Genomic DNA, 20,816 nt, shown 5'->3' on the forward strand with positions numbered 1-20,816 from the left:
GTTCCTTGCTCCTCAGCGCTCGATCGTGCCGGCGCGGCGGATCTTCCGCTGCAACTGCATCACGCCATAGAGCAGCGCTTCGGCAGTCGGCGGGCAGCCGGGCACGTAGATGTCCACGGGCACGATGCGATCGCAGCCGCGCACTACCGAATAGCTGTAGTGGTAATAGCCGCCGCCGTTGGCGCACGAACCCATCGAGATCACGTACTTGGGGTCCGACATCTGGTCGTAGACCTTGCGCAGTGCCGGGGCCATCTTGTTGCACAGCGTGCCGGCCACGATCATCACGTCCGACTGGCGCGGCGAGGCGCGCGGGGCGACGCCGAAGCGCTCCATGTCGTAACGCGGCATGTTGACGTGGATCATCTCGACCGCGCAGCAGGCAAGGCCGAAGGTCATCCACCACAGCGAGCCGGTGCGGGCCCACTGGAACAATTCTTCGGTGCTGGTGACGAGGAAGCCCTTGTCGTTCACCTCGGCATTGAGGCTGTCGAAAAACGCCTGGTCCGGCGCCGAAACGGCACCGGCATTGGCAGTAACGAGCGGGTTAGTGGCCATGTTGCTCATTCCCAGTCCAGCGCGCCCTTCTTCCAGGCATAGATGAAGCCGATCACCAGTTCGCCGAGGAAGACCATCATGGTTGTCCACCCGGCCCAACCGGTTTCCTTCAGGCTGACCGCCCAGGGAAACAGGAACGCGGCTTCGAGATCGAAGATGATGAACAGGATCGCGACGAGATAGAACCGCACGTCGAACTGGCTGCGCGGGTCTTCGAACGCGGGGAAGCCGCATTCATACTCGCTGAGCTTTTCCGCGGTGGGATTGTGCGCGCCGGTCAGGCGCGACACGCCCATTGGCAGGAACACGAATGCGGAAGAAAGCGCCAAGGCGATCCCGAGAAAGATCAGGATCGGCAGGTATTGAGACAGATCGACCAAAGGGCTGACTCGCGAAGCTGCAGGTTCGCCTGCGCCCTAGTCCCGACCGCGCCTGTACGCAAGTGGGGTGCATTGCACTAAGGGCGGAATTGCCTGCCCTTTTCCCAGTGCAGCGTGATTGGGCGACGTACGCCGCCGCCCTGCCATTCGTATGCCTTGCTTACTTCAGCTGCATCTTCAGCGTGCGCGCCGTGGCGGCACCGTATGGCGGCTTGAGGCCCGCGATCCTGGCGAGGTCGATCTTCGGTTGGCTGTAGACGGCACGGGCATGGCTGAACGAACGGAAGCCTTCCACGCCATGATAGCTCCCCATGCCGGAAGGCCCCACTCCGCCGAACGGCAAGTCGTCGGCCGAGACATGAAAAATAACATCATTGACGGTCACCCCGCCCGAGATCGTCCGGCTGAGCACTGACTCACGCTCGGCCCGATCCTCGCCAAAGTAATAGAGCCCCAGCGGCCGGTCGTGGGCATTGACGTAATCGATGGCTTCATCGATCCGCGAATAGGTCTTCACCGGCAGGACCGGCCCGAAGATCTCGTCCTGCATGACCTTCATGTCGTCACTGACGTTGCGCAGGATCGTCAGCGGCAGCTTGTTGCCGTTCGACCCCTCGAAGTTCTCGTTGCCCGGATTGACGACAATCGCCTCGGCGCCCTTTGCCACGGCATCGTCGACCAGCCCCGCCAGTCGATCACGGTGACGCCGGTTGATCACCGAAGTGTAGTCGTCGTTCGCCAGCAGCGTCGGATACATCTGCGCCACGCTCGCCTGCACCGCTCCGATGGCCTTGTGCTCCAGTTCCTCGGGCACCAGCATGTAGTCCGGCGCCAGGCAGATCTGGCCTGCGTTCATCATCTTGCCGAGCGCGATCCGCTCCGCCGCCTTGGCAACGTCGGCGCTGCGTCCGAGAATGGTGGGCGACTTGCCGCCCAGTTCAAGCGTCACCGGCACCAGATTGTCCGCCGCCGCATGGAGCACGTGCTTGCCGATCGAGGTCGCCCCGGTGAACAGCAGGTGATCGAACGGCAGCGAGCAGAAGTCCTGTCCCGTCTGAGGCCCGCCCAGAATGACGGCCACCTCGTCATCCCCGAAGAACTTCGGAAACAACTCCGCCATGAGTTCCGAGGTCCGCTCGGTAAACTCGCTTGGCTTGAGCATCGCCCGGTTCCCCGCCGCAAAGGCCTGCGCTAGCGGCCCCATCGTCAACCCGACCGGGAAGTTCCACGGCGCGACGATGCCGATCACACCCTTGGGCTCATAGCGCACCTCGGCCCGCGCCCCCAAAAGGTTGAGCGGGAAAGCCACGTGGCGCTTCTCCGGCTTGCTCCATGCCTTCATCCGCTTCTGCGAATAGCGGATCAGGCTGATCGAAGGCATGATGTCGGTCAGCATCGACTGCTCGCGGCTGCGATGGCCGAAGTCGGCGCTCATTGCCCTGGCGAAGTCCTCGCCATGCGCCAGCAGCATCCTGGCGCAGCGCTCCAGACGGTCGTTGCGCGTCGACAGCGGCTCGGGCCGGGCTGCCGTGAATGCCTCACGCTGCTTGCCCAGCGCAGTCATCATCTCGTCGCGCGCCGTTTCGTCGAACATGTCGCCCCGCTCCCCGAATCGCTTTCAGCCCGGCCCCTGCAACAGGAAGAGCAGCCATGCCGTAGCGGCAAGGCAGGTACCCAGCGGCAGGGCCGTGTCAGCGTCGATCTTACGCTTGCTGACAAGCATGACAATAGCCGCTGCAATCCCGATGATGCTTGCACCAAGCATCGTCTCGACGACACCCAGCGGCCCAAGCCAAAGCCCGATCGCGCCGAGCAGCGGAGGATCGCCCGAGCCCATCCCCTCGCGCCCGCGAGCCTTGAGATAGAACCTCGCGATCAGCCACAGCAGAGCATAACCCACCACGCCCCCGGCAACGGCTATACCGATCACTCCTGCGTCATCGATCACTCTGGCGCGGGCGATTGACACAAGCAGCCCGCTTGCGGCCAGCCAGCCCACAAGCAACCGCGGCAACCACAAGTGTCGCAGATCGAGCAACGCCAGCAGCAGCAACTGCCACCCCAGCAGCATGGCGGCGAGCGCCAGGCCTTCACGCGCCAGCAACAGAGATGCCACGCCAATGGCGGCGCCGCCCAGTTCGCAGGCAAGCTGCCATCCGCCGATGCGCGCACCGCAGGAGCGGCACTTCCCCCTTTGCATCATCCACGACAGAACAGGCACCAGTTCGACCACCGTCAGAGCCTTGCCGCACCCGTCGCAGGCGGACCGACCGGTCACGACCGAACGTCCCGAGGGCAAACGCTCCAGAGCAGCGCCTAGAAAACTCCCGACAATTGCGCCCAGAATGGCCGAACCGACCAGCGGAACGCCTGCAGGCAGGCTCGAAAATGCAGGACCCAGCATCTGTTCGACCAATGCCCCATTTGCGTTCGCTGCAGTGCAGCACTATGTACGCGGATGAACGCGGGAGCACACAAGCCCGCGCATCAGCGCCCAGACACAAGGGCCAAATGCAAAGGTCAGTCAAGACATGGCACAGTTCTCGTCAGCCGATCCCGTCGTCATCCTGTCCTATGCCCGCACCCCCATGGGCGCGATGCAGGGAGCCTTGGCAGATGTTTCTGCCACAGATCTCGGCGCCACCGCAGTCAAGGCCGCGGTCGAGCGCGCAGGCGTATCGCCCGATGGCATCGACCGCATTTACATGGGCTGCGTGCTTCCTGCAGGCCTCGGTCAGGCCCCTGCTCGCCAGGCGGCTATCAAGGCTGGCCTGCCCAAGTCGGTTCAGGCGACCACGGTCAACAAGGTTTGCGGCTCGGGCATGCAGACGATCATCATGGGCGCCGAAGCCCTCGCCTCGGGCAGTGTCGATGTCGTTGTTGCCGGCGGGATGGAATCGATGACCAACGCGCCGTACCTGCTCAAGAAGCACCGCTCGGGCGCGCGCATCGGCCATGACACCGCCTACGACCACATGTTCCTCGATGGCCTCGAAGATGCCTATGAAGCCGGCCGCGCCATGGGCACTTTCGCGCAGGACACCGCCAACGCCTATCAGCTGACCCGCGAACAGCAGGACACCTACACCGTCGAATCGCTGCGCCGCGCCCAGACTGCTGTTGCCGATGGCACCTTCAAGGACGAGATCGCCCCCGTCACCGTCAAGACGCGCGCCGGCGAAGTCACTGTCGACACCGACGAGGCACCCGGCAAGGGCCGCCCGGACAAGATTCCGTCGCTGAAGCCTGCCTTTGCCAAGGACGGCACGATCACCGCAGCCACGTCCTCGTCGATTTCAGACGGTGCCGCGGCTGTCGTGCTGGCCCGTGAAAGCACTGCCAAGGCGGCCGGCCTCGCCCCGGTCGCAAAGGTCGTCGCGCTTGCCGCCCACGCCCAGGAACCCAAGGACTTCACCACGGCCCCCGTCGGTGCGATCCAGAAGGTTCTCGACAAGGCCGGGTGGTCGATCGCCGATGTCGACCTGTTCGAAGTCAACGAAGCCTTCGCCTGCGTTGCCATGTTCGCGATGCACGACCTCGGCATCCCGCACGAAAAGATCAACGTCCATGGCGGCGCAACGGCGCTCGGCCATCCCATCGGTGCGTCGGGCACCCGCATCGTCACCACGCTGATCGCCGCCCTCAGGAAGCATGGCAAGACCAAGGGTGTCGCCAGCCTCTGCATCGGCGGCGGTGAAGCGACGGCCCTGGCCATCGAACTGGTCTGATCGGCAACAGTCCGGCACAACGCCCGGAACAACGAAAGACCCCGACCGCAAGGCCGGGGTCTTTTCGCATCAGGAACAAGGCAGCGTCAGGGCTTGCCCGCGCCCCACACGGTCGTCGCCTTGATATAGCCTTTGCGACCGTCAACGTCGAAGCTGCACCAGCCAGCCTTGCAATCGCCGATCTTGCCCATGACCCCCGGGGCCACGCGCCAGAGCAGACGCCCGGATCCGTCCTTGTTTTCGCGCAGGCCGGTGATGGCGCCCTTGACGATTCCGGTCTGGTCCCTGCTCAGGAATTGCGCGAGCATCCAGCCGCGCGCCCCATCGGGATCTTCGACCAGGCGCCACCCCCCCATCACGCGCAGCACTTTCATGGGTACGCCCTTGCGCGTGTAGGTCCAGTTTATCCGATATTCCCGACCCGGTCCCACGCGCATGTTCGCGGTGTCCTTGCGGGTCGATACCCAATACGGCACGCCGTCTTCTGCGTCCTGCGCAAGAGCCGTCGGCGCAAGCAGGGCGCAGGCGACTGATGCGATAACGGCAGCAGGGGCACGACTGTAGCGATTGATCATGTACCAGCCGTCGCAAAAATGACCGGCAAGAGCAACACCACAGCGTGCTCTGTCCACGATGGCGGGCCGTCACCATGCTTGACCGCTGCCCCACCCCGGGCCTAGCTTTGCATCCATGCCGAGTTCCGCCGACTATCGCCCGACCCGCCGCGTCGATGGCACCCCGCGCGTCGCCGTCACCCGCCGCCTGCTCCCGGAAACGGAAGCGCGGATGAACGAACTTTTCGACGTATCCCTGAATGCCGAAGACCGCGCCATGTCGCGCCACCAGCTTGTCGCGGCGATGCAATCGGCCCATGTCCTCGTCCCCACCGTAACGGATCGCATCGACGCGGCAATGATCGCCGAAGCGGGTCCGCAGCTCGGCCTGATCGCCAACTTCGGTGCGGGCACCGAACATATCGACCTTGCCGCCGCCCGAGCGCGCAAGATCATCGTCACGAACACGCCCGGCGTATTTACCGACGACACTGCGGACATGACGATCGCCCTGATCATCTCGGTCGCCCGCCGCTTGAACTATGGTGGCCGCACGCTGCGCGCCGGCAAGTGGGAAGGCTGGGCTCCTTCCACCATGCTTGGCCACCGGCTCGCCGGAAAGACGCTGGGCATCATCGGCATGGGGCGCATAGGCCAGGCCGTGGCGCATCGCGCCCGGGCCTTCGGCCTCAATGTCCTCTACAACAGCCGCCACCGTCTGCCCGAAGCGCTCGAGACGATGTTCGGCGCAAGTTTCGAGCCCGACCTCGACAGACTGGTCGCCGAGGCGGACATTCTGACGCTGCACTGCCCGGCAACGCCCGAAACGCATCACATGATCGACGCGCGACGCATCAGCCTGATGAAGCCGCACGCCTACATCGTGAACACGGCAAGGGGCCAGCTGATCGAGGAGGAGGCCCTCATCGCAGCGTTGGTCGATGGCCGCATCGGTGGTGCCGGCCTGGACGTGTTCGAACACGAACCGCAGGTCGATGCGCGTCTCCTGGCCCACCACAACGTCGCAATCCTGCCACACATGGGCAGCGCCACATTCGAGGGCCGCATCGCTTCGGGTGACAAGGTCATCGCCAACATCCGCTTCTGGGCAGATGGTCATCGCCCGCCAGACCAGGTGCTCGAGGGTCTCGTCTGACGACTTGCAATTGTCCGAAACTGGAACCGTTCGTCGCGTTTCGCACAACAAACGGTTGCTGGCGCGCTTGTGCGCTGCCGCAATGTTGCTCTAAAGCCCCGCGCGGAGAGGATCTGGTGCAGCACCGCTGCGCGAGGGGGAGAGTCACGCATGCGTAAACTACTGGCGATGGCCTGCGCTGCAGGAGCAATCCTGCTGCCCGCATTGGCCCATGCCCAAGGCGCTGTCAGCGTCGAAGACGTTGCCGATACCGGCGACACCGCCTGGATTCTGGTTTCCTCCGCCTTCGTGCTGATGATGGCGATGCCGGGGCTTACGCTGTTCTACGGCGGTCTAGTCCGCGCCAAGGGCTTCCTTGCCGTGCTCGTGCAAGTGGGTGCAATCGCGGCCGTCGCGTCTGTGCTTTGGGTGATGGTCGGCTATACTCTGGCCTTCGGCGACGTCTCGGGCGGATGGCTCGGCGCTGGCAACGCCTGGATGCTCCTGAACCTCGGCAACGTCCGCGCCAACACGGCTATCCCCGAAAGTGCCTTCGCACTGTTCCAGATGTGCTTTGCGCTGATCACGCCCGCGCTGATGGTCGGTGCCTGGGTCGATCGCGCGCGCTTCGGCTGGGTCGTCGCCTTCTCCGCACTCTGGAGCCTGCTGGTCTATGCACCGGTCGCACACTGGGTCTGGGGCGGCGGCTGGCTGGCAAGCCGCTTCGGCACGCTCGATTTCGCGGGCGGGATCGTGGTCCACACCACTGCCGGCGTATCGGCGCTGGTCGTCGCGATGCTGCTGGGCAAGCGCTCCGGCTTCCCCAAGACGCTGATGCTGCCGCACAGCCCTGCCCTCACCATGGCGGGGGCCGCCCTCCTCTGGGTCGGCTGGTTCGGCTTCAACGGGGGCTCGGCCCTCGCCGCCAATGACGATGCTGCCTCGGCCATCATTAACACGCATCTCGCAGCCTGCGTCGCGGCGCTGGTCTGGATCGGCATCGAAAAGCTCAGCGTCGGCAAGGCCACCTCTGTCGGCTTTGCCACCGGTGCCATCGCCGGCCTCGCCACCGTGACGCCTGCCGCCGGGTTCATTGCCCCCGGTTCATCCATGCTGTTCGGCGTGGTGGCTGCGGCTGTCTGCTATCCGATGATCCAGCTGGTCAAGCAGCGGCTCGAGATCGACGATTCGCTCGATGTCTTCGCCGTGCACGGCGTTGGCGGAATGATCGGGTCCCTGCTGCTGGCCGTGTTCATTTCGCCATCCTTCGGCGGCACCGGCTTTGCCGAGGGCATGACACTCGGCCGCCAGGTCGTCGCCCAGGTTGCCGGCGTCGGGATCGTGGCGATATGGAGCGGCATAGCGACCGTCGTCTGTTCGCTCATGGTTTCGATGGTCATCCCCATGCGCGTCAGCGAAGACGAGGAGCGCGAGGGGCTCGACATCACCAGCCATGGCGAACGCGCCTGGGAATTCGATTGATCGGTCGCTGGCAAGGCGTGGCTTGCCCAAGTCGCGCCTTGCAGCGGCCAAAGCCCGGCCATAGTCTGCTGCCATGACCGCAACCGAGGCCGAAGCCCCGTCCCTCCTCGAACAGGATCTGTGCACAGGCTGCGCAGCCTGCTGCGACGGCACGATTTTCACATACGTCGAAGTCAGCCGCGACGAGGAGCAGGCGCTTGGCGATCGTTTCGCGATGCAATCGCGCGAAACCGATGCGATCTTCTTCCAGCCTTGTCCGCATTCGGTCTGCCAGAGCTGCCAGATCTATCCGATCCGCCCCGAAACCTGCCGGAAGTTCCGTTGCAAGACGCTGAAAGCCTTGCGCGCCGACGAGATCGAGAGTGCCGAGGCGTTCCGCCGCGTGGACGAAATGTTGAGGGCGCGCGAACAGTTGCAACCATTCCTGATCGCAGGCGAGACCCTCAACGCTGCACGTGACCGCCGCGGACAGCTCGCCGCCAGCGCCGAGCGCACCGCATCAGAAACGGCTTTCGTGCTCAAGCTGACCGCGTTCGACCTCCTTCTGGACCGCTATTTTCGCGATCCCCGCAAGGCGATGTTCCGTCAAGAGCCTTCCGGACAGCAGGCCGCGTAACCTCCACGACCCAACACCGCCTTCCTTTAGTTATGATCGGCACCTGTAAAATTTTCTGCGATTCCATGACCTTCGATAAGTAGCGAGCCTGCGCTGCCGTCAGTATCATCACGCCGATGCCCGATGCTGACGACCTTTCCACGGCAAGCAGGCTTTGCCTGGCCTGCGGCCTGTGCTGCGATGGTACAGTGTTCGGCTTTGCCCACATCGAGGAAGAAGAGGTCGAGGACACGGCAGGGATCGGCCTGCAGACCATACGCACGACCAATGACGAGCCGGCATTTCTGCTTGGCTGCCACTATCTCGATGGTACGGCCTGCACCCGATACCGAGATTGGCGGCCCTCGGTCTGTGGCGATTACTTCTGCCAGGTCCAGAAGCGCGTAGGCAAGCAAGAGCTGGCCGAGGATGAAGCTTTCAGCATCATTGCCCGCGCCCGGCAGATGACTGAGGAAATCAAGGCCTTGCTGCCACCGGGGGTGCCAATCTCGCAGGCGCGCAGGCTCTTCAAGGATCTCGCAGCGAAGCGCCCTGATATCGCGCCCGATGAAGCCAATTTCGTCGTCAAGATGTTCGTGCTGGAACGCTTCCTCGACAGCGCGTTCAGAGGAGCGAAGCGTGCTCATCTGCGCAGTGCGGCACAACCGGCACTCTCCCGGCAAGACGCGGGCGCAGCTTAGCGAACCTTGGTCGCGGCCTTGCCTAAAGTTATTCGGGCTTGGTGACTAATTTCCCCGCCATGCTTGCCTTCCGACAAATGGCGGCGCGCCGATGTCAAATATATGCTCGCCGGATGTCGGCACTCGCACCTGATCTCACGCTGGAAAGCAGGCTTTGCCTGGCATGCGGCCTGTGTTGTGACGGCACGCTCTACGAAGATGCCAAGATCCGCGAAGACGAAGTCCGCGATGTCGAAAGCATCGGTCTGACGACATCGCGCAACGCGCAAGGCCATCCCACTTTCGTATTTGCCTGCCGATATCTCGATGGTGCCTGTTGCGCCCGCTATGAACAATGGCGCCCATCGGTCTGTTCAAAATTCTTCTGCAGGGTCCAGCAAAGGGCGCGCGCAGGGGAATTGACCGAGGAACAGGCCATGGAAAAGATCGCAGCTGCTCGCCAACTCGTCACCGAGGTCAAGGCTACGCTGCCTGCAGGCATGCCGATAGTCGAAGCGCGTCACCATTTCACGCGCATCGCGGCGAAGAAGCCCGATCTTTCGCCCGTGGAAGCCCGCTTCGCGGTCAAGATGTTCGTGCTCGAACGATTTCTCGATCTCGAATTCCGCAAGCCAGACAAGGGTCATCTGCCAGCCGAACGCAGGTCCAGCATTCCGGCCTGAACGGAGCGTCGCGCCGGCAAAGCGCGGGACGCTCCGTTCAGGCCGGCAAGTGTCAGTCCCCGGTCAGGATCCGGTCGACGAGCTGCTTCACCGTCGGGGTGAAGTTGTTCGAATAGAACGGATCCTGCTTGAAGCGATAGGCCGCGTGGCCTGCGAACATCAGGTTCTTGTCGATGTCGCCGCCGTGCGCGATGTCCTGCAAGGTCTTCTGGATGCAGAAGCTGCGCGGGTCAGCGAGGCGCCCGGTGGTGTAATCGTCATGGTCTTTCCATGAAGAGAACCCGCAGTGCGACAGGCAACCCATGCAGTCTTTCTGATCCTGCTGGATCTCGTCACGCTCTTCCGGCGTCACGAACACCATGGTGTCGTCCGGCGTGCGCAACGCGTGCACAAACCCCGCGCCATGCCATTCACGCGCCCGGGCCAGATCGTTCGGCGTCACCCAGAAGTTCTTGCCCCGCACACCAACGTCCAGCTGCGCGGTATGCTCACCGGCCTCGACGCGCGAGTACGGGATCTGCCGCTCGGAACGTGCTTCCAGGGCGCGCAGGAAAGGATTGCGCACGGCCGAGGAATAGAAGCCCGTGGGCGAGAAGCGGTGCAGCAGTACGTCGCCCGGCTCAAGCGTGCGCAAGTGATCCTTCCACCCCTGCGGGATCGGACTTTCCTCGGTCAGCAACGGGCGCGTGCCAAACTGGAAGGCAATCGCGCCCAGTTCCGGATTGTCGATCCAGTCGTTCCACTCGCGCAGGAACCACACGCCACCTGCCATAACGATCGGCACGTCATCCGAGACACCCTCGGCGCGCATCACGTCGCGCAGTGCCTTGACGCGGGGATAGGGATCTTCCGGCTTCCTGGGATCTTCCGCGTTGGAAAGACCGTTGTGCCCACCCGCCAGCCACGGATCTTCGTACACCACCGCCGCCAGCAGGTGCGAGACCTTGTGATAGGCCCGCTTCCACAGCGCACGAAATGCACGGCCTGAGGACACGATCGGCAGATAGTTCACGTTGAACCGCGCCGCGATCTCGGAAAGCTTGTAGGGCATGCCCGCCCCGCAGGTCACGCCCGTCACCAGCCCGCGGGTCTTTTCCAGCACGCCTTCGAGCACGGCTTGCGCGCCGCCCATTTCCCACAGCACGTTGATGTTGATCGCGCCCTTGCCACCGGCAATGTCATAGGCACGCCTGACCTGCTCGACCGCGCCATCGATGGCGTACTTGATCAGTTCCTCGTGGCGTTCCTTGCGCGTGAGGGCATTATAAACCTGTGGAATGATCTTGCCTTCGGCATCGTAGCTGTCGGCATTGACCGCGCTCACCGTGCCGATCCCCCCGGCAGCGGCCCACGCGCCCGAGCTCATGTGATTGGTCGCCGCAACACCCTTGCCGCCCTCGACCAGCGGCCAAACCTCGCGGCCACCATAGAGAATCGGCTTCAACCCCTTGAACGCAGACATCAATTTCCTTTCAACGCGCTTGTCGCGCTCGCACCCTTGGCCGTCTTCAGACGGCACGGCTTTATCTCGCCCGGTTCGGGACGGCTCTTCGCCGCGACGAACTGGGCATAATACCCCGCAATCTCTGGTTTACGGTGAAATTCATCCAAGCGAAAGCCCACGGCTTCCAGTTCGCAGATCAGCAACGCCGGAGGAATGCCGTGCCGGTCGGTCGAACGATCGAGATCGACCACCACGATCTTGCCCCCCGCCTTCAATGAAGGCCACATTCGCCACAGGAACGCATAAGGCTCAGTCACTTCGTGATACATGTGGATCATCAGCACGCGGTCGAAGCTGCGTTCGGGCAAGCGCGGATCGTCCACGCCGCCTGGCTTGATCGAGACGTTGTCCAGCCGGTCATGTTCGACACGTGACCCAAGCCGCCGCAAGGCGTCGCCATCGATGTCCTGCGCCAGCACGCGCCCCTTGGTGCCGACCCGCTCGGCAAGGCGTACGGTGTAGTAACCTTCGCCCGCCCCGATGTCGGCAACGCTCATGCCCGGCTGTATCCCGGCCAGGTTCATCACCATGTCCGCCTCGCCCAGGCGGTCACGTTCCTGCTCGTTGGAAAAAGCGTTGCTGACCACGCCGGAAACGGGGCGGTCAGCGGTAGGAAACTCGCGCGACGTTTCAGGACGCTTGTCGTCCACCTGCGGCTTGCACGCAGCAATGGCCAGCGACGCCAGCACGGCGAGTGCGACTGAACGATGGGCCGAAGCCCGCCGCATCAGTCGTCATCCTCCACGGTCACCTTCTCGCCCGTCACCTTCTGCGAAAGTGCGGCAGCCATGAACGGGTCAAGCGCGCCATCGAGAACTTCGGTCGGGTTGGTGGAGACCACCCCGGTCCGCAGGTCCTTCACCTGCTGATAAGGCTGCAGCACGTAGGACCGGATCTGGTGCCCCCAGCCGATCTCGGTCTTGGCGGCATATTCGCCGCTCGCCGCAGCCTCGCGCTTGGCCAGTTCTGCTTCGTAGATGCGCGCCTTCAGCATGCCCATCGCGGTTGCACGGTTCTTGTGCTGGCTGCGGTCGTTCTGGCTGGCAACGATGATCCCGGTCGGAATGTGCGTGATGCGCACCGCCGAATCGGTGGTGTTGACGTGCTGCCCGCCCGCACCCGAAGCGCGATAGGTATCTATCTTCAGGTCCGCCGGGTTGATCTCGACCTCGATGTTGTCGTCGATCTCGGGATATACCCAGACCGAACTGAACGAGGTGTGCCGCCGCGCCGAACTGTCATAGGGGCTGATGCGAACCAAACGGTGCACGCCGCTTTCGGTCTTGGCATAGCCGTAGGCGTTCTCGCCCTTGATCAGCAGGGTGGCAGACTTGATGCCTGCGGCTTCGCCCGCGTGATAATCGACCAGATCGACCTTGTAGCCATGGCGCTCCGCCCAGCGCGTATACATGCGCTGCAGCATTTCCGCCCAGTCCTGGCTTTCCGTCCCGCCGGCGCCGGCATGGACTTCAAGGAAGCAGTTGTTGGCGTCAGCCTCGCCGGCAAGCAGGGCCTGCACCTTGTCGTTGTCGGCACGGTCGGCCAGCGCGGCAAGCGTGGCGAGGCCTTCGTTTACCGTGGCCTCGTCGCCTTCCATTTCGCCAAGCTCGATGAATTCTATCGCATCGGCCATTTCCTGACCGATCTCGTTCACCGTCCCGATCGAGGCCTCGAGCCGTCTGCGCTCGCGCATCACCTCTTCGGCCTTCTTGGGATCATCCCACAGCTTCGGGTCCTCGACGCGGGCGTTCAACTCGTCGAGACGGCGCACGGCGCGATCCCAGTCGAGGAACTTGCGCACCAGCGCCAGCGCGGCATTGATGCGGTCGATATGGGCCTGCCCTTCGGCACGCATGGGGCTGAACTCCGGTCAATTCGAAACAAAACGAACTGCGCCGCTTAGCGAAGCGGGCAGGCATGTAAAGCCCAAGCGTGAAATGCCGAGTGCGTAATGGGGCGCGCTGTCAGCCCTTGAGCTTGCGCACCGCAGCAAGCGTCATCTTAACGTGGTCACGATAGTCCATGTCGGAATGAACCATCACGATCTTGCCGTTGCGGGCGATGACATAGCTGGTGCGCTTGGTAAGTCCGGTCGAGGAACCATCAGGCTTGCGCAGGTCCACATCATAGGCCTTGATCAGCGCGGGGCTGGCGCTGGCTACAGCGAACTTGTCGCGGCAGGCCTCGGTCGAGAACTTCTGCAGCGTCGCCACGTCGTCGTTCGACATGCCGATGACCGTCGCGCCCGCCGCCTTGAACTGTGTCGTCGCTTCGGCAAAGGCGTGCGCTTCCAGCGTGCACCCTTGCGTGAAGGCCTTGGGGTAGAAGTACAGCACCACCGGTCCCTTCTTCAGCGCCTGATGCAGCTTGAACGAGAACGGCTTGCCAGCCAGCGCCCCTTGCGCTGCGAAATCCGGCGCTCTCGCACCGGTCGGCAGCTCGGCAAGGGCCGGAGCGGAAACGGAAACGGCGAAGGCTGCGGCGGCAGCAAAGAGGGTGCGGATCGTCATGCGGGGACGCTAACAGACCTCACCCCTCATCGCCAATGCCTTTCGGGGCAGCTCTCCGCTCTTCGGCTGATCAGTAGATTCCGCCCTGCTCCTCCAGGAAGTCCTGCTCCACCGGCGCTTCCTCGGCGCCGCCTTCCGGAATGCCGCGCGCGGCACGCGCTCTGCGCAATGCGTCAATCACCGCCTGCTTGGCACTGACTTCACCTTCGCGGGCCGTGCGGCGGGGTTCGGTGTCCGGCTTGAAGGCTTCCCAGATGACCGACGCCTTCGCCACGTCGTTCTCGGGCGTCCCACCGAACACGCGCTTGCCTGAAACGCGGTCGATCTTGACCATTCGCACGCCCTCGGGAACTGCGAAGGGAATGTCCTTCCAGCGCGCCCGGGTCTCCTGTACCAGCTGCTTGAAGACCGGCGCCGCGATGCGCCCCCCCTGTGCGTATCCGCCAAGGCTGCGCGGCTGGTCGTAACCGATATAGACGCCCGCGATGATGTCCGGCGAGCCCCCCACGAACCACACGTTGGTCGGGCCGGAGGTCGTCCCGGTCTTGCCGAACAGCGGCAGGTTGAGATCGCGCAGCGTCACCGCCGTGCCGCGCACCACCACGCCTTCGAGCATGTGGACCACCTGATAAGCCGTGCGCGCGTCCATGACCTGCTTGCCGGTCGGCTTGAAGCGCGGCATCGGCTTGCCGTCCCACTGCGCCATGGAGCAGTTGTCGCAGCGGCGGTTGTCGGCGCGCCAGATCACCTTGCCGTTGCGGTCCTGCACGTAGTCGACCAGGCTCGGGTTGTGCTGACGCCCCTGGTTGGCCAGCGCCGCATAGGCGTTGACCATCTTGAGCACCGTGGTGTCCCCGGCGCCCAGCGCCATTGAAAGGTAAGGCTCGTACTCGCCGATCCCGACGTTCTTGATCGTGCGCACCACCTTGTCCATGCCCACGTCGTTGGCCACCCGCACCGTCATCAGGTTGCGCGATTGCTCGAGCCCCCAGCGCATGGTGTGACTGCCCGATCCGCCTTCGTTGCCGAAGTTGCGGAAGCATTTCTCGCCCAGTGCCGCGCCCTGATAGACGCAGAAGGTCCCGTCGACGACCATCGAGGCCGGCGTCATCCCGTTGTCCAGCGCCGTGGCATAGACGAACGGCTTGATCGTCGAGCCCGGCTGGCGGTTGGCCTGCGTCGCGCGGTTGAACGAACCGAGCCGCGCGTCGAACCCGCCCTGCATCGCCAGCACGCGGCCGTTCTGCGGGTCCTCGACCACCATGCCGCCCGAAACCTCGGGTACCGTGCGCACCGCGTAGGTCGAGCCATTGACCGGCGCCACCGCCGTCACGTCACCCGGCTTGATGCTGTCCGGCAGCCCGATCAGACTGGCAGTCTGTCCATCCGAAAAACCCACCTTGCCCGAAGAGCCGCTGCGCGAAAGCAGCACGCCGATCCGCCAGTTCTGGTAGTTGATCGAGATGTTGCTGGTGATCAGCTCGGTCTGCCAGCGATCGTTATCTACATCCAGCCGTGCGATCGGCCCATGCCAGGCGCGGCCACCGGAGTAGCGCAGCAGCGCCGCCCGCAGCGAATTCTGCGCCGCGGTCTGCAACTGCGTATCGAGCGAAGTGCGCACCCACAGCCCCCCGGCATAGACGCTGTGCGGGCCGTCCTCGGCCTTCTCGCCGAATTTCTCGATCAGCTGGCGGCGTACTTCTTCCAGGAAGTAGCCCGCATCGGCCGTATAGTTCTCGGCGCGACGCGGCTTGAGCCCCAGCGGCATGGCCTGCGCAGCGGCTGCTTGTTGCGGCGTCGCCCAGCCGTTCTTGACCATCTGGTCGAGCACCCAGTTGCGACGCTCGATCGCCATGTTTTCATACTGCGCGCGCCCATAGCGTTCCGGGGCCTTGGGCAGGATCGCAAGGAACGCGGCCTCATGCAGCTGCAGGTCACCCACGTCCTTGTCAAAGTAGGCGCGCGCTGCGGCCTGCACGCCGAAGCTCTGCCGTCCCAGCGGAATCTCGTTGAGATAGAGCTCGAGGATCTGCTGCTTGTTCAGCACACCCTCGATCCTGCGCGCGAGGACCATTTCCTTGAGCTTGCGCGTGATCGAATACTCGTCTCCGATCAGGATGTTCTTGGCCACCTGCTGGGTGATCGTCGAACCGCCGCGCGCGCGTTCGCCCGAGCCGTACTTGGTCACATAGTCGACCACCGCCCCGGCAAAGCCGAGGTAGTCGATCCCGCCATGGCTCCAGAAGGTCTTGTCCTCGGCCGACAGGAACGCGTTGATCATCGGTTCGGGGAAATCGACGAAACGCAGCTGCACGCGGCGTTCGCGGGCATAGCTGGAGACGATTTCGCCATCATTGCCCCGCACCATCGTCGGCAAGGGCGGCTGGTAGGTCAGCAGCGTGTCAGCCGAAGGCATCGTGCGGATCACCGCCACCCACAGCACGAACCAGCCTACCAGAATCGCGCCAATGGCGTAGTTCAGGAAGCGGAAGCGGCGGCTCTCGCCCCACTTTGTGCGATACCACCGGGAAAGGTTACCCCACCGTTCACGACCTTCGTCGCGGATGAGCTTGAACCGGGATTGCTGGGACGTCTCTTCGGCCATGTTGCAGGGCCTCTAGCACGCCCGCGCCGTGGCAAGCCAGAGCGAACCTGCAGCCAATGCACTCAGGGCATCGCACTATTCGGCGAAGCGCCAACCTGCCCCTCGGCAAGGAAAATCTCGATCGCCCGCGCCACCGATCCGGAAAACGCGCGCCGCCACGCCGGATCGCGCATCTTCTGCGCATCGTCCACGTTGCTGATATAGCCTGCTTCGATCAGCGCAGAAGGCAGATCGAGCGACTTCAGGACAACAAAAGCCGCTTCGCGCTGGGGCGTCTGGTGAAAGCTTACCGTCTCCTGCCCTTCCCGGACGACCAGTTGCCCGAACCGCAAGGACCGTTCCCGCATTTCTCGCCGGGCCAGATCGACAAGGATCGAGGACACTTGCGCCCCCTGCCCTTCAAGGTTCACGCCATTGACAGTGTCGGCCTTGTTCTCCCGCGCCGCCAGCGCCTCGGCAACACCGTCCGACGCCTTGTCGGAAAGCGTGTAGACCGTCGCACCTTGCGCCAGGTCATTCTGCGCAGCGTCGGCATGGACCGATATGAACAAGTCTGCGGCAAGGCGGTGCGCAATGTCGGCACGCTCTTCCAGCACCAGAAACCGGTCCGAGTTCCGGGTCATCGCCACCCGCACCTTGCCATCGGCCAGCAGCGCATCGCGCAGGGATTGCGCCAGCAACAGGGTCAGGTCCTTTTCGCGCTCCCCCGCCGAACCGCTCGCACCGGGATCGTGGCCGCCATGCCCGGCGTCGATAACCACCAGTGGCCGGCTGACATCGGCCGGCCCTTCGACCGGCGGAAGCCCGACACGCCCACTGCTTGGCGGCATCTCCAGCCGCAGCACGGATCGCGGTTCGATTTCGGCAAGGCCCGATGAAAATGCCGCCCACATCAGTGCCGCCGCCGCAACCGGCGCGGCAAAGACCGCGATCAGGACCCCCTTGTTCTCCATCTGAACCGGTCTATGCCCCGCCCCACCCCTGCCGGTCCAGACCCAAAACGTTGGCATGGTTAACGGGCCGTTCCCGGCATTGTTTTAATTGCCGGTTTGCAATTGGGGTGCTAGCACCCATCTACCGGGGCAAGCCAGCACCGGCGCATCCACGCCGAAACCGCCGGAAAGCGCACATCTTTGCGCCGCGGTGGGCGAGGGAAAGCCCGCTGGTGAAGATCCCGCCAACGTGGAGAGAAAGAAGCGCAAGCGCCCTCCTCCACGCCACAAGGTTGATGCCGTGATGATGAGCCGCGTTTCGTTCCTGCCTAGCTGCCCCACCGGGGCGGTCGCGGCTTGGACGCTTGCCGGCACGCGCACTTCGCCGCGAGTTGTCTTCACAGCAGACACAAACCAACCGCCGCCGGGCGGCGAGCGACAGGGCAAGGCAGTCGATACGCTGCGCGCCGCAACGCTCCGATCCGGCAAACCCGCATTCGCGAATGGTATTCGCAACGGAGTGATCCGTGCAATTGCCGTTCGTGCATCCCAAACGAACCGCGCCAGAAACGCATTGGTAGCCCCAGAGGCAATCCAGCGGCAGCGCGGCTGGAGTATTTGTAATGACCACGCGCATGCTGATCGATGCGCGCCACCAGGAAGAAACCCGGGTGGCGGTGCTGAAGGGCAATCGGATTGAAGAATTCGACTTTGAATCTGCTGATCACAAGCAGATCAAGGGCAATATCTACCTCGCCAAGGTAACCCGTGTAGAACCCTCGCTTCAGGCGGCGTTCGTCGATTTCGGCGGCAATCGCCACGGTTTCCTGGCGTTCAGCGAAATCCACCCTGATTACTACCAGATCCCCAAGGAGGATCGCGAGGCTCTGCTGGCGGAAGAAGCCGCACACGCCGAGGAAGAAGCAGCCCTGCGTGCCGCTGAAGACGCGGAAGACGAAGACTACGCCGATGGCGAAGGGTACGATTCTGATGAAGGCGTGACCGAAGTCGACACGTCCGAAAAGGACCAGGTCGCCACCATCGAAGGCGGCGTCGTCGAGAACGGTTTCGACCACGAAGGTGAAGAGGGCGACGAAGGCGAGGAAACCTCGCAAGCTTCGGACGAAGGCGAAGAGGGTGACAGCAACCGCCGTCGCGGCCGTCAGGGCCGTCGCCGTCAGGGCGGTCGTTCGCAGGGCAAGGAAGCCGACGAACTGCGCGCCAAGCGCATGGCGCTGCGCCGTCGCTACAAGATCCAGGACGTGATCCAGCGCCGCCAGGTCCTGCTCGTCCAGGTCGTCAAGGAAGAGCGTGGCAACAAGGGCGCCGCCCTCACTACCTACCTCAGCCTCGCCGGCCGCTACTGCGTGCTCATGCCGAACAGCAGCCATGGCGGTGGCATCAGCCGCAAGATCAGCTCCTCGGCCGATCGCAAGCGCTTGAAGACGATCATCTCCGAAATGGAACTGCCGCGCTCGATGTCCTGCATCGTCCGCACGGCCGGCCTCCAGCGCACCAAGCCCGAAATCAAGCGCGACTTCGACTACCTCGCCCGCCTGTGGGACGAGATCCGCGAACGCACCATGAAGTCGGTCGCGCCCGCCCTGATCCATTCGGATTCCGACCTGATCAAGCGCGCCATCCGCGACATCTACAATCGCGAGATCGAGGAAGTCGTGGTCGAGGGCGAGCATGGCTATCGCGCCGCCAAGGACTTCATGAAGCTCCTGATGCCGAGCCACGCCAAGCGCGTGAAGGCCTATGCCGATCCGGTGCCGCTGTTCCAGCGCTATGGGGCCGAAGACCAGCTCACCGCGATGTACGACCCGGTCGTGCAGCTTAAGTCTGGCGGCTACCTCGTCATCAACCCGACCGAGGCCCTGGTCTCGATCGACATCAACTCGGGCCGCTCCACCAAGGAGCACGGCATCGAGCAGACCGCGGTTGCCACCAACCTCGAAGCCGCGCGCGAAATTGCCCGCCAGCTCCGCCTGCGCGACATGGCCGGCCTCGTCGTGATCGACTTCATCGACATGGAATATGGATCGAACATCCGTAAGGTCGAAAAGGCGATGAAGGACGCGCTCAAGAACGATCGCGCCCGCATCCAGGTCGGTCGCATTTCCGGCTTCGGCCTGATGGAAATGAGCCGCCAGCGCCTGCGCACCGGCGTGCTCGAAGCCACCACCCGCGCCTGCCCGCACTGCGACGGCTCGGGCCTCGTCCGCACCGCTTCGTCGGCCGGCCTGTCCGCGCTGCGCCTGATCGAGGACGAAGCCGCCAAGGGCAAGGGCAACGTCGTCACGCTCTACGCCAGCCAAGAAGCCGCAATCTACGTCCTCAACGCCAAGCGCGGCGATCTGGCCGAGATCGAGGAGCGCTACGGCGTCACCGTCGAAGTGATCCCCGAAGGTGAGAACGAAGGCGCCAAGATGCGCGTCGCCTCGCGCGGGCCCAAGCCTGAATTCGTCCCCCGCTTCGAACCGATCATCGAGCCCGAAGAGGACGATCTGGTCGAAGAGGACTTCGACGACGAGGAAGAAACCGAAGAGCAGCCCCGTCAGCAGCGCTCGCGCGACGGTGACGAGGGTGACCGCGAGAGTCGCCGCAAGCGCCGCAAGCGCCGCCGTGGCCGCAACCGTGATCGCCGCGATGAGAACGGCGAGACCGAAAGCTCGGCCGAAGAAGGTGACGAGGCCGAAGGCGAAGAAGCTGAAGGCAGCGAAGCCGAAGGCACCGAAGGCGCTCACACCGACGAAGGCGATGACGGCAACGACCGTGGTCCGCGCAAGCGCCGCCGTCGCGGTCGTCGTCGGCGCGGTGGCCGTGAGAACGGCGAAGGAGCTGGCGAACACGCTGAAGGCGATCAGGGCGAAGTTGGTGCCGAGCAGGGTGAACCTGCCGAAGCCTCGGCAGAGCCCGCCCCGAGCGAACCCGTCGTCGCCGAACCGGTCGTCGCCGAACCGGTCGCAGCCGAAGCGCCTGCCCCGGTCGAGGCCGAAGCCGCTCCTCTTGCAGAAGCAGCACCGGCCAAGCCCAAGCGGACGCGCAAGAAGAAGGCTGATGTCGCAGGTGAAGCCGAGGCTGCCCCTGTAGCCGAGGAAGCTCCGGTTTCTGCCCCTGCAGTCGAGGAAGCTGCGCCTGCGCCGGCCAAGCCCAAGCGCACCCGCAAGAAGAAGGTGGAAGCCGCTCCTGAAGCGCCTGCACCTGAAACCGAAGCTGCGCCCGTCGAAGCTGCGCCAGTAGAAGCTCCTGCGGCCGAAGCTGAAGCCCCGGCGGAAAAGCCCAAGCGCACGCGCCGCAAGAAGGCCGATGCCGTGGCTTCCGAAGCTGCTCCGGCAGAAACGGTCAGCGCAGAAGCGCCGGTCGCCGAAGACGTCGCGGCAGAAGCAGAAGCCGGCGAACAGTCTGCACCCCGTCGCGGCTGGTGGCAGCGCACCTTCGGCGCCTGACCACAGGCTCCGGCCCCA

The 20,816-nt window shown here is 64.0% G+C and carries 18 protein-coding genes; 6 read left to right on the forward strand and 12 right to left on the reverse strand.

What is annotated here, in order from left to right; translation table 11 throughout:
- Positions 1–12: 12 nt before the first annotated feature.
- The 4 genes from AC3WLM_RS02260 to AC3WLM_RS02275 all read right to left on the reverse strand — a co-directional run bounded on the left by AC3WLM_RS02260 (position 13) and on the right by AC3WLM_RS02275 (position 3,342).
- Positions 13–567: a NuoB/complex I 20 kDa subunit family protein gene (locus AC3WLM_RS02260; RefSeq protein ID WP_492476471.1), complete on the reverse strand. Its 555-nt coding sequence runs from the start codon at positions 565–567 to the stop codon at positions 13–15.
- Positions 564–938, reverse strand: coding sequence for an NADH-quinone oxidoreductase subunit A (locus AC3WLM_RS02265; protein WP_039331365.1), 375 nt, complete (start codon positions 936–938; stop codon positions 564–566). The genes AC3WLM_RS02260 and AC3WLM_RS02265 overlap by 4 nt, the downstream gene beginning before the upstream one ends.
- A 160-nt stretch (positions 939–1,098) precedes the next feature.
- Complete coding sequence (locus AC3WLM_RS02270) at positions 1,099–2,532, reverse strand: coniferyl aldehyde dehydrogenase (RefSeq protein WP_492476472.1); 1,434 nt, start codon at positions 2,530–2,532, stop codon at positions 1,099–1,101.
- A gap of 24 nt (positions 2,533–2,556) precedes the next feature.
- Positions 2,557–3,342, reverse strand: coding sequence for a prepilin peptidase (locus AC3WLM_RS02275; protein WP_052241892.1), 786 nt, complete (start codon positions 3,340–3,342; stop codon positions 2,557–2,559).
- Positions 3,343–3,469: 127 nt separating this feature from the next.
- On the opposite strand from AC3WLM_RS02275, the gene AC3WLM_RS02280 reads away from it, so the two are divergent.
- On the forward strand, positions 3,470–4,666 hold the full coding sequence (locus AC3WLM_RS02280) for an acetyl-CoA C-acyltransferase (protein WP_193828077.1): 1,197 nt from the start codon (positions 3,470–3,472) through the stop codon (positions 4,664–4,666).
- A gap of 86 nt (positions 4,667–4,752) precedes the next feature.
- On the opposite strand, the gene AC3WLM_RS02285 is transcribed toward AC3WLM_RS02280, so the two are convergent.
- Entirely contained in the window at positions 4,753–5,241 is a 489-nt protein-coding gene (locus AC3WLM_RS02285; protein ID WP_492476473.1) for an SH3 domain-containing protein, read from the reverse strand.
- Between the two features lie 115 nt (positions 5,242–5,356).
- Here AC3WLM_RS02285 and AC3WLM_RS02290 point away from each other — a divergent pair, with 115 nt between their 5' ends.
- The 3 genes from AC3WLM_RS02290 to AC3WLM_RS02300 all read left to right on the forward strand — a co-directional run bounded on the left by AC3WLM_RS02290 (position 5,357) and on the right by AC3WLM_RS02300 (position 8,453).
- Entirely contained in the window at positions 5,357–6,376 is a 1,020-nt protein-coding gene (locus tag AC3WLM_RS02290; RefSeq protein ID WP_062342093.1) for a 2-hydroxyacid dehydrogenase, read from the forward strand.
- 150 nt (positions 6,377–6,526) lie between these two features.
- A complete protein-coding gene (locus tag AC3WLM_RS02295; RefSeq protein ID WP_039331372.1) occupies positions 6,527–7,837 on the forward strand; it encodes an ammonium transporter in 1,311 nt (436 codons plus the stop codon).
- A gap of 73 nt (positions 7,838–7,910) precedes the next feature.
- On the forward strand, positions 7,911–8,453 hold the full coding sequence (locus AC3WLM_RS02300; protein WP_492476474.1) for a YkgJ family cysteine cluster protein: 543 nt from the start codon (positions 7,911–7,913) through the stop codon (positions 8,451–8,453).
- Between the two features lie 26 nt (positions 8,454–8,479).
- On the opposite strand, the gene AC3WLM_RS02305 is transcribed toward AC3WLM_RS02300, so the two are convergent.
- Complete coding sequence (locus tag AC3WLM_RS02305) at positions 8,480–9,079, reverse strand: hypothetical protein (protein WP_492476475.1); 600 nt, start codon at positions 9,077–9,079, stop codon at positions 8,480–8,482.
- A 167-nt stretch (positions 9,080–9,246) separates the two neighbouring features.
- Between AC3WLM_RS02305 and AC3WLM_RS02310 the strand changes: the two genes are divergently transcribed.
- A complete protein-coding gene (locus tag AC3WLM_RS02310) occupies positions 9,247–9,795 on the forward strand; it encodes a YkgJ family cysteine cluster protein (RefSeq protein ID WP_062342088.1) in 549 nt (182 codons plus the stop codon).
- A 52-nt stretch (positions 9,796–9,847) separates the two neighbouring features.
- Here the strand turns inward: AC3WLM_RS02310 and AC3WLM_RS02315 are convergent, their stop codons facing one another.
- The 6 genes from AC3WLM_RS02315 to AC3WLM_RS02340 form a co-directional block, all read right to left on the reverse strand.
- The gene (locus AC3WLM_RS02315) at positions 9,848–11,257 is read right to left on the reverse strand and encodes an NAD(P)H-dependent flavin oxidoreductase (protein ID WP_039331378.1); all 1,410 of its coding nucleotides are present in this window, start codon (positions 11,255–11,257) and stop codon (positions 9,848–9,850) included.
- Positions 11,257–12,027: a class I SAM-dependent methyltransferase gene (locus AC3WLM_RS02320; protein ID WP_492476476.1), complete on the reverse strand. Its 771-nt coding sequence runs from the start codon at positions 12,025–12,027 to the stop codon at positions 11,257–11,259. Before AC3WLM_RS02320 ends, AC3WLM_RS02315 begins: the two co-directional genes overlap by 1 nt.
- Entirely contained in the window at positions 12,027–13,154 is a 1,128-nt protein-coding gene (gene prfB, locus AC3WLM_RS02325; RefSeq protein ID WP_039331382.1) for a peptide chain release factor 2, read from the reverse strand. The genes AC3WLM_RS02320 and prfB overlap by 1 nt, the downstream gene beginning before the upstream one ends.
- A gap of 109 nt (positions 13,155–13,263) precedes the next feature.
- Positions 13,264–13,809 (reverse strand): peroxiredoxin, encoded by a 546-nt coding sequence (locus tag AC3WLM_RS02330; protein WP_039331383.1) that lies wholly within the window; start codon positions 13,807–13,809, stop codon positions 13,264–13,266.
- 70 nt (positions 13,810–13,879) lie between these two features.
- Complete coding sequence (locus AC3WLM_RS02335) at positions 13,880–16,414, reverse strand: penicillin-binding protein 1A (RefSeq protein ID WP_492476477.1); 2,535 nt, start codon at positions 16,412–16,414, stop codon at positions 13,880–13,882.
- A gap of 62 nt (positions 16,415–16,476) precedes the next feature.
- A complete protein-coding gene (locus AC3WLM_RS02340; protein WP_492476478.1) occupies positions 16,477–17,424 on the reverse strand; it encodes an N-acetylmuramoyl-L-alanine amidase family protein in 948 nt (315 codons plus the stop codon).
- A 545-nt stretch (positions 17,425–17,969) separates the two neighbouring features.
- Here AC3WLM_RS02340 and AC3WLM_RS02345 point away from each other — a divergent pair.
- Positions 17,970–20,798, forward strand: a complete 2,829-nt coding sequence (locus AC3WLM_RS02345) for an Rne/Rng family ribonuclease (protein WP_492476479.1) — start codon at positions 17,970–17,972, stop codon at positions 20,796–20,798.
- Positions 20,799–20,816: the final 18 nt, after the last annotated feature.

Source organism: Novosphingobium sp. FW305-C-30-35 (assembly GCF_058783135.1).

Bases quoted from the DNA above. Each gene is read 5' to 3' on its own strand.
- AC3WLM_RS02260 (WP_492476471.1), bottom strand. From the start codon at position 567: ATGAGCAACATGGCCACTAACCCGCTCGTTACTGCCAATGCCGGTGCC.
- AC3WLM_RS02305 (WP_492476475.1), bottom strand. From the start codon at position 9,079: ATGAGCACGCTTCGCTCCTCTGAACGCGCTGTCGAGGAAGCGTTCCAG.
- AC3WLM_RS02345 (WP_492476479.1), top strand. From the start codon at position 17,970: ATGACCACGCGCATGCTGATCGATGCGCGCCACCAGGAAGAAACCCGG.
- AC3WLM_RS02320 (WP_492476476.1), bottom strand. From the start codon at position 12,027: ATGCGGCGGGCTTCGGCCCATCGTTCAGTCGCACTCGCCGTGCTGGCG.
- AC3WLM_RS02340 (WP_492476478.1), bottom strand. From the start codon at position 17,424: ATGCCAACGTTTTGGGTCTGGACCGGCAGGGGTGGGGCGGGGCATAGA.
- prfB (WP_039331382.1), bottom strand. From the start codon at position 13,154: ATGCGTGCCGAAGGGCAGGCCCATATCGACCGCATCAATGCCGCGCTG.
- AC3WLM_RS02310 (WP_062342088.1), top strand. From the start codon at position 9,247: ATGTCGGCACTCGCACCTGATCTCACGCTGGAAAGCAGGCTTTGCCTG.
- AC3WLM_RS02270 (WP_492476472.1), bottom strand. From the start codon at position 2,532: ATGTTCGACGAAACGGCGCGCGACGAGATGATGACTGCGCTGGGCAAG.
- AC3WLM_RS02300 (WP_492476474.1), top strand. From the start codon at position 7,911: ATGACCGCAACCGAGGCCGAAGCCCCGTCCCTCCTCGAACAGGATCTG.
- AC3WLM_RS02280 (WP_193828077.1), top strand. From the start codon at position 3,470: ATGGCACAGTTCTCGTCAGCCGATCCCGTCGTCATCCTGTCCTATGCC.
- AC3WLM_RS02290 (WP_062342093.1), top strand. From the start codon at position 5,357: ATGCCGAGTTCCGCCGACTATCGCCCGACCCGCCGCGTCGATGGCACC.
- AC3WLM_RS02335 (WP_492476477.1), bottom strand. From the start codon at position 16,414: ATGGCCGAAGAGACGTCCCAGCAATCCCGGTTCAAGCTCATCCGCGAC.
- AC3WLM_RS02285 (WP_492476473.1), bottom strand. From the start codon at position 5,241: ATGATCAATCGCTACAGTCGTGCCCCTGCTGCCGTTATCGCATCAGTC.
- AC3WLM_RS02295 (WP_039331372.1), top strand. From the start codon at position 6,527: ATGCGTAAACTACTGGCGATGGCCTGCGCTGCAGGAGCAATCCTGCTG.
- AC3WLM_RS02315 (WP_039331378.1), bottom strand. From the start codon at position 11,257: ATGTCTGCGTTCAAGGGGTTGAAGCCGATTCTCTATGGTGGCCGCGAG.
- AC3WLM_RS02275 (WP_052241892.1), bottom strand. From the start codon at position 3,342: ATGCTGGGTCCTGCATTTTCGAGCCTGCCTGCAGGCGTTCCGCTGGTC.
- AC3WLM_RS02330 (WP_039331383.1), bottom strand. From the start codon at position 13,809: ATGACGATCCGCACCCTCTTTGCTGCCGCCGCAGCCTTCGCCGTTTCC.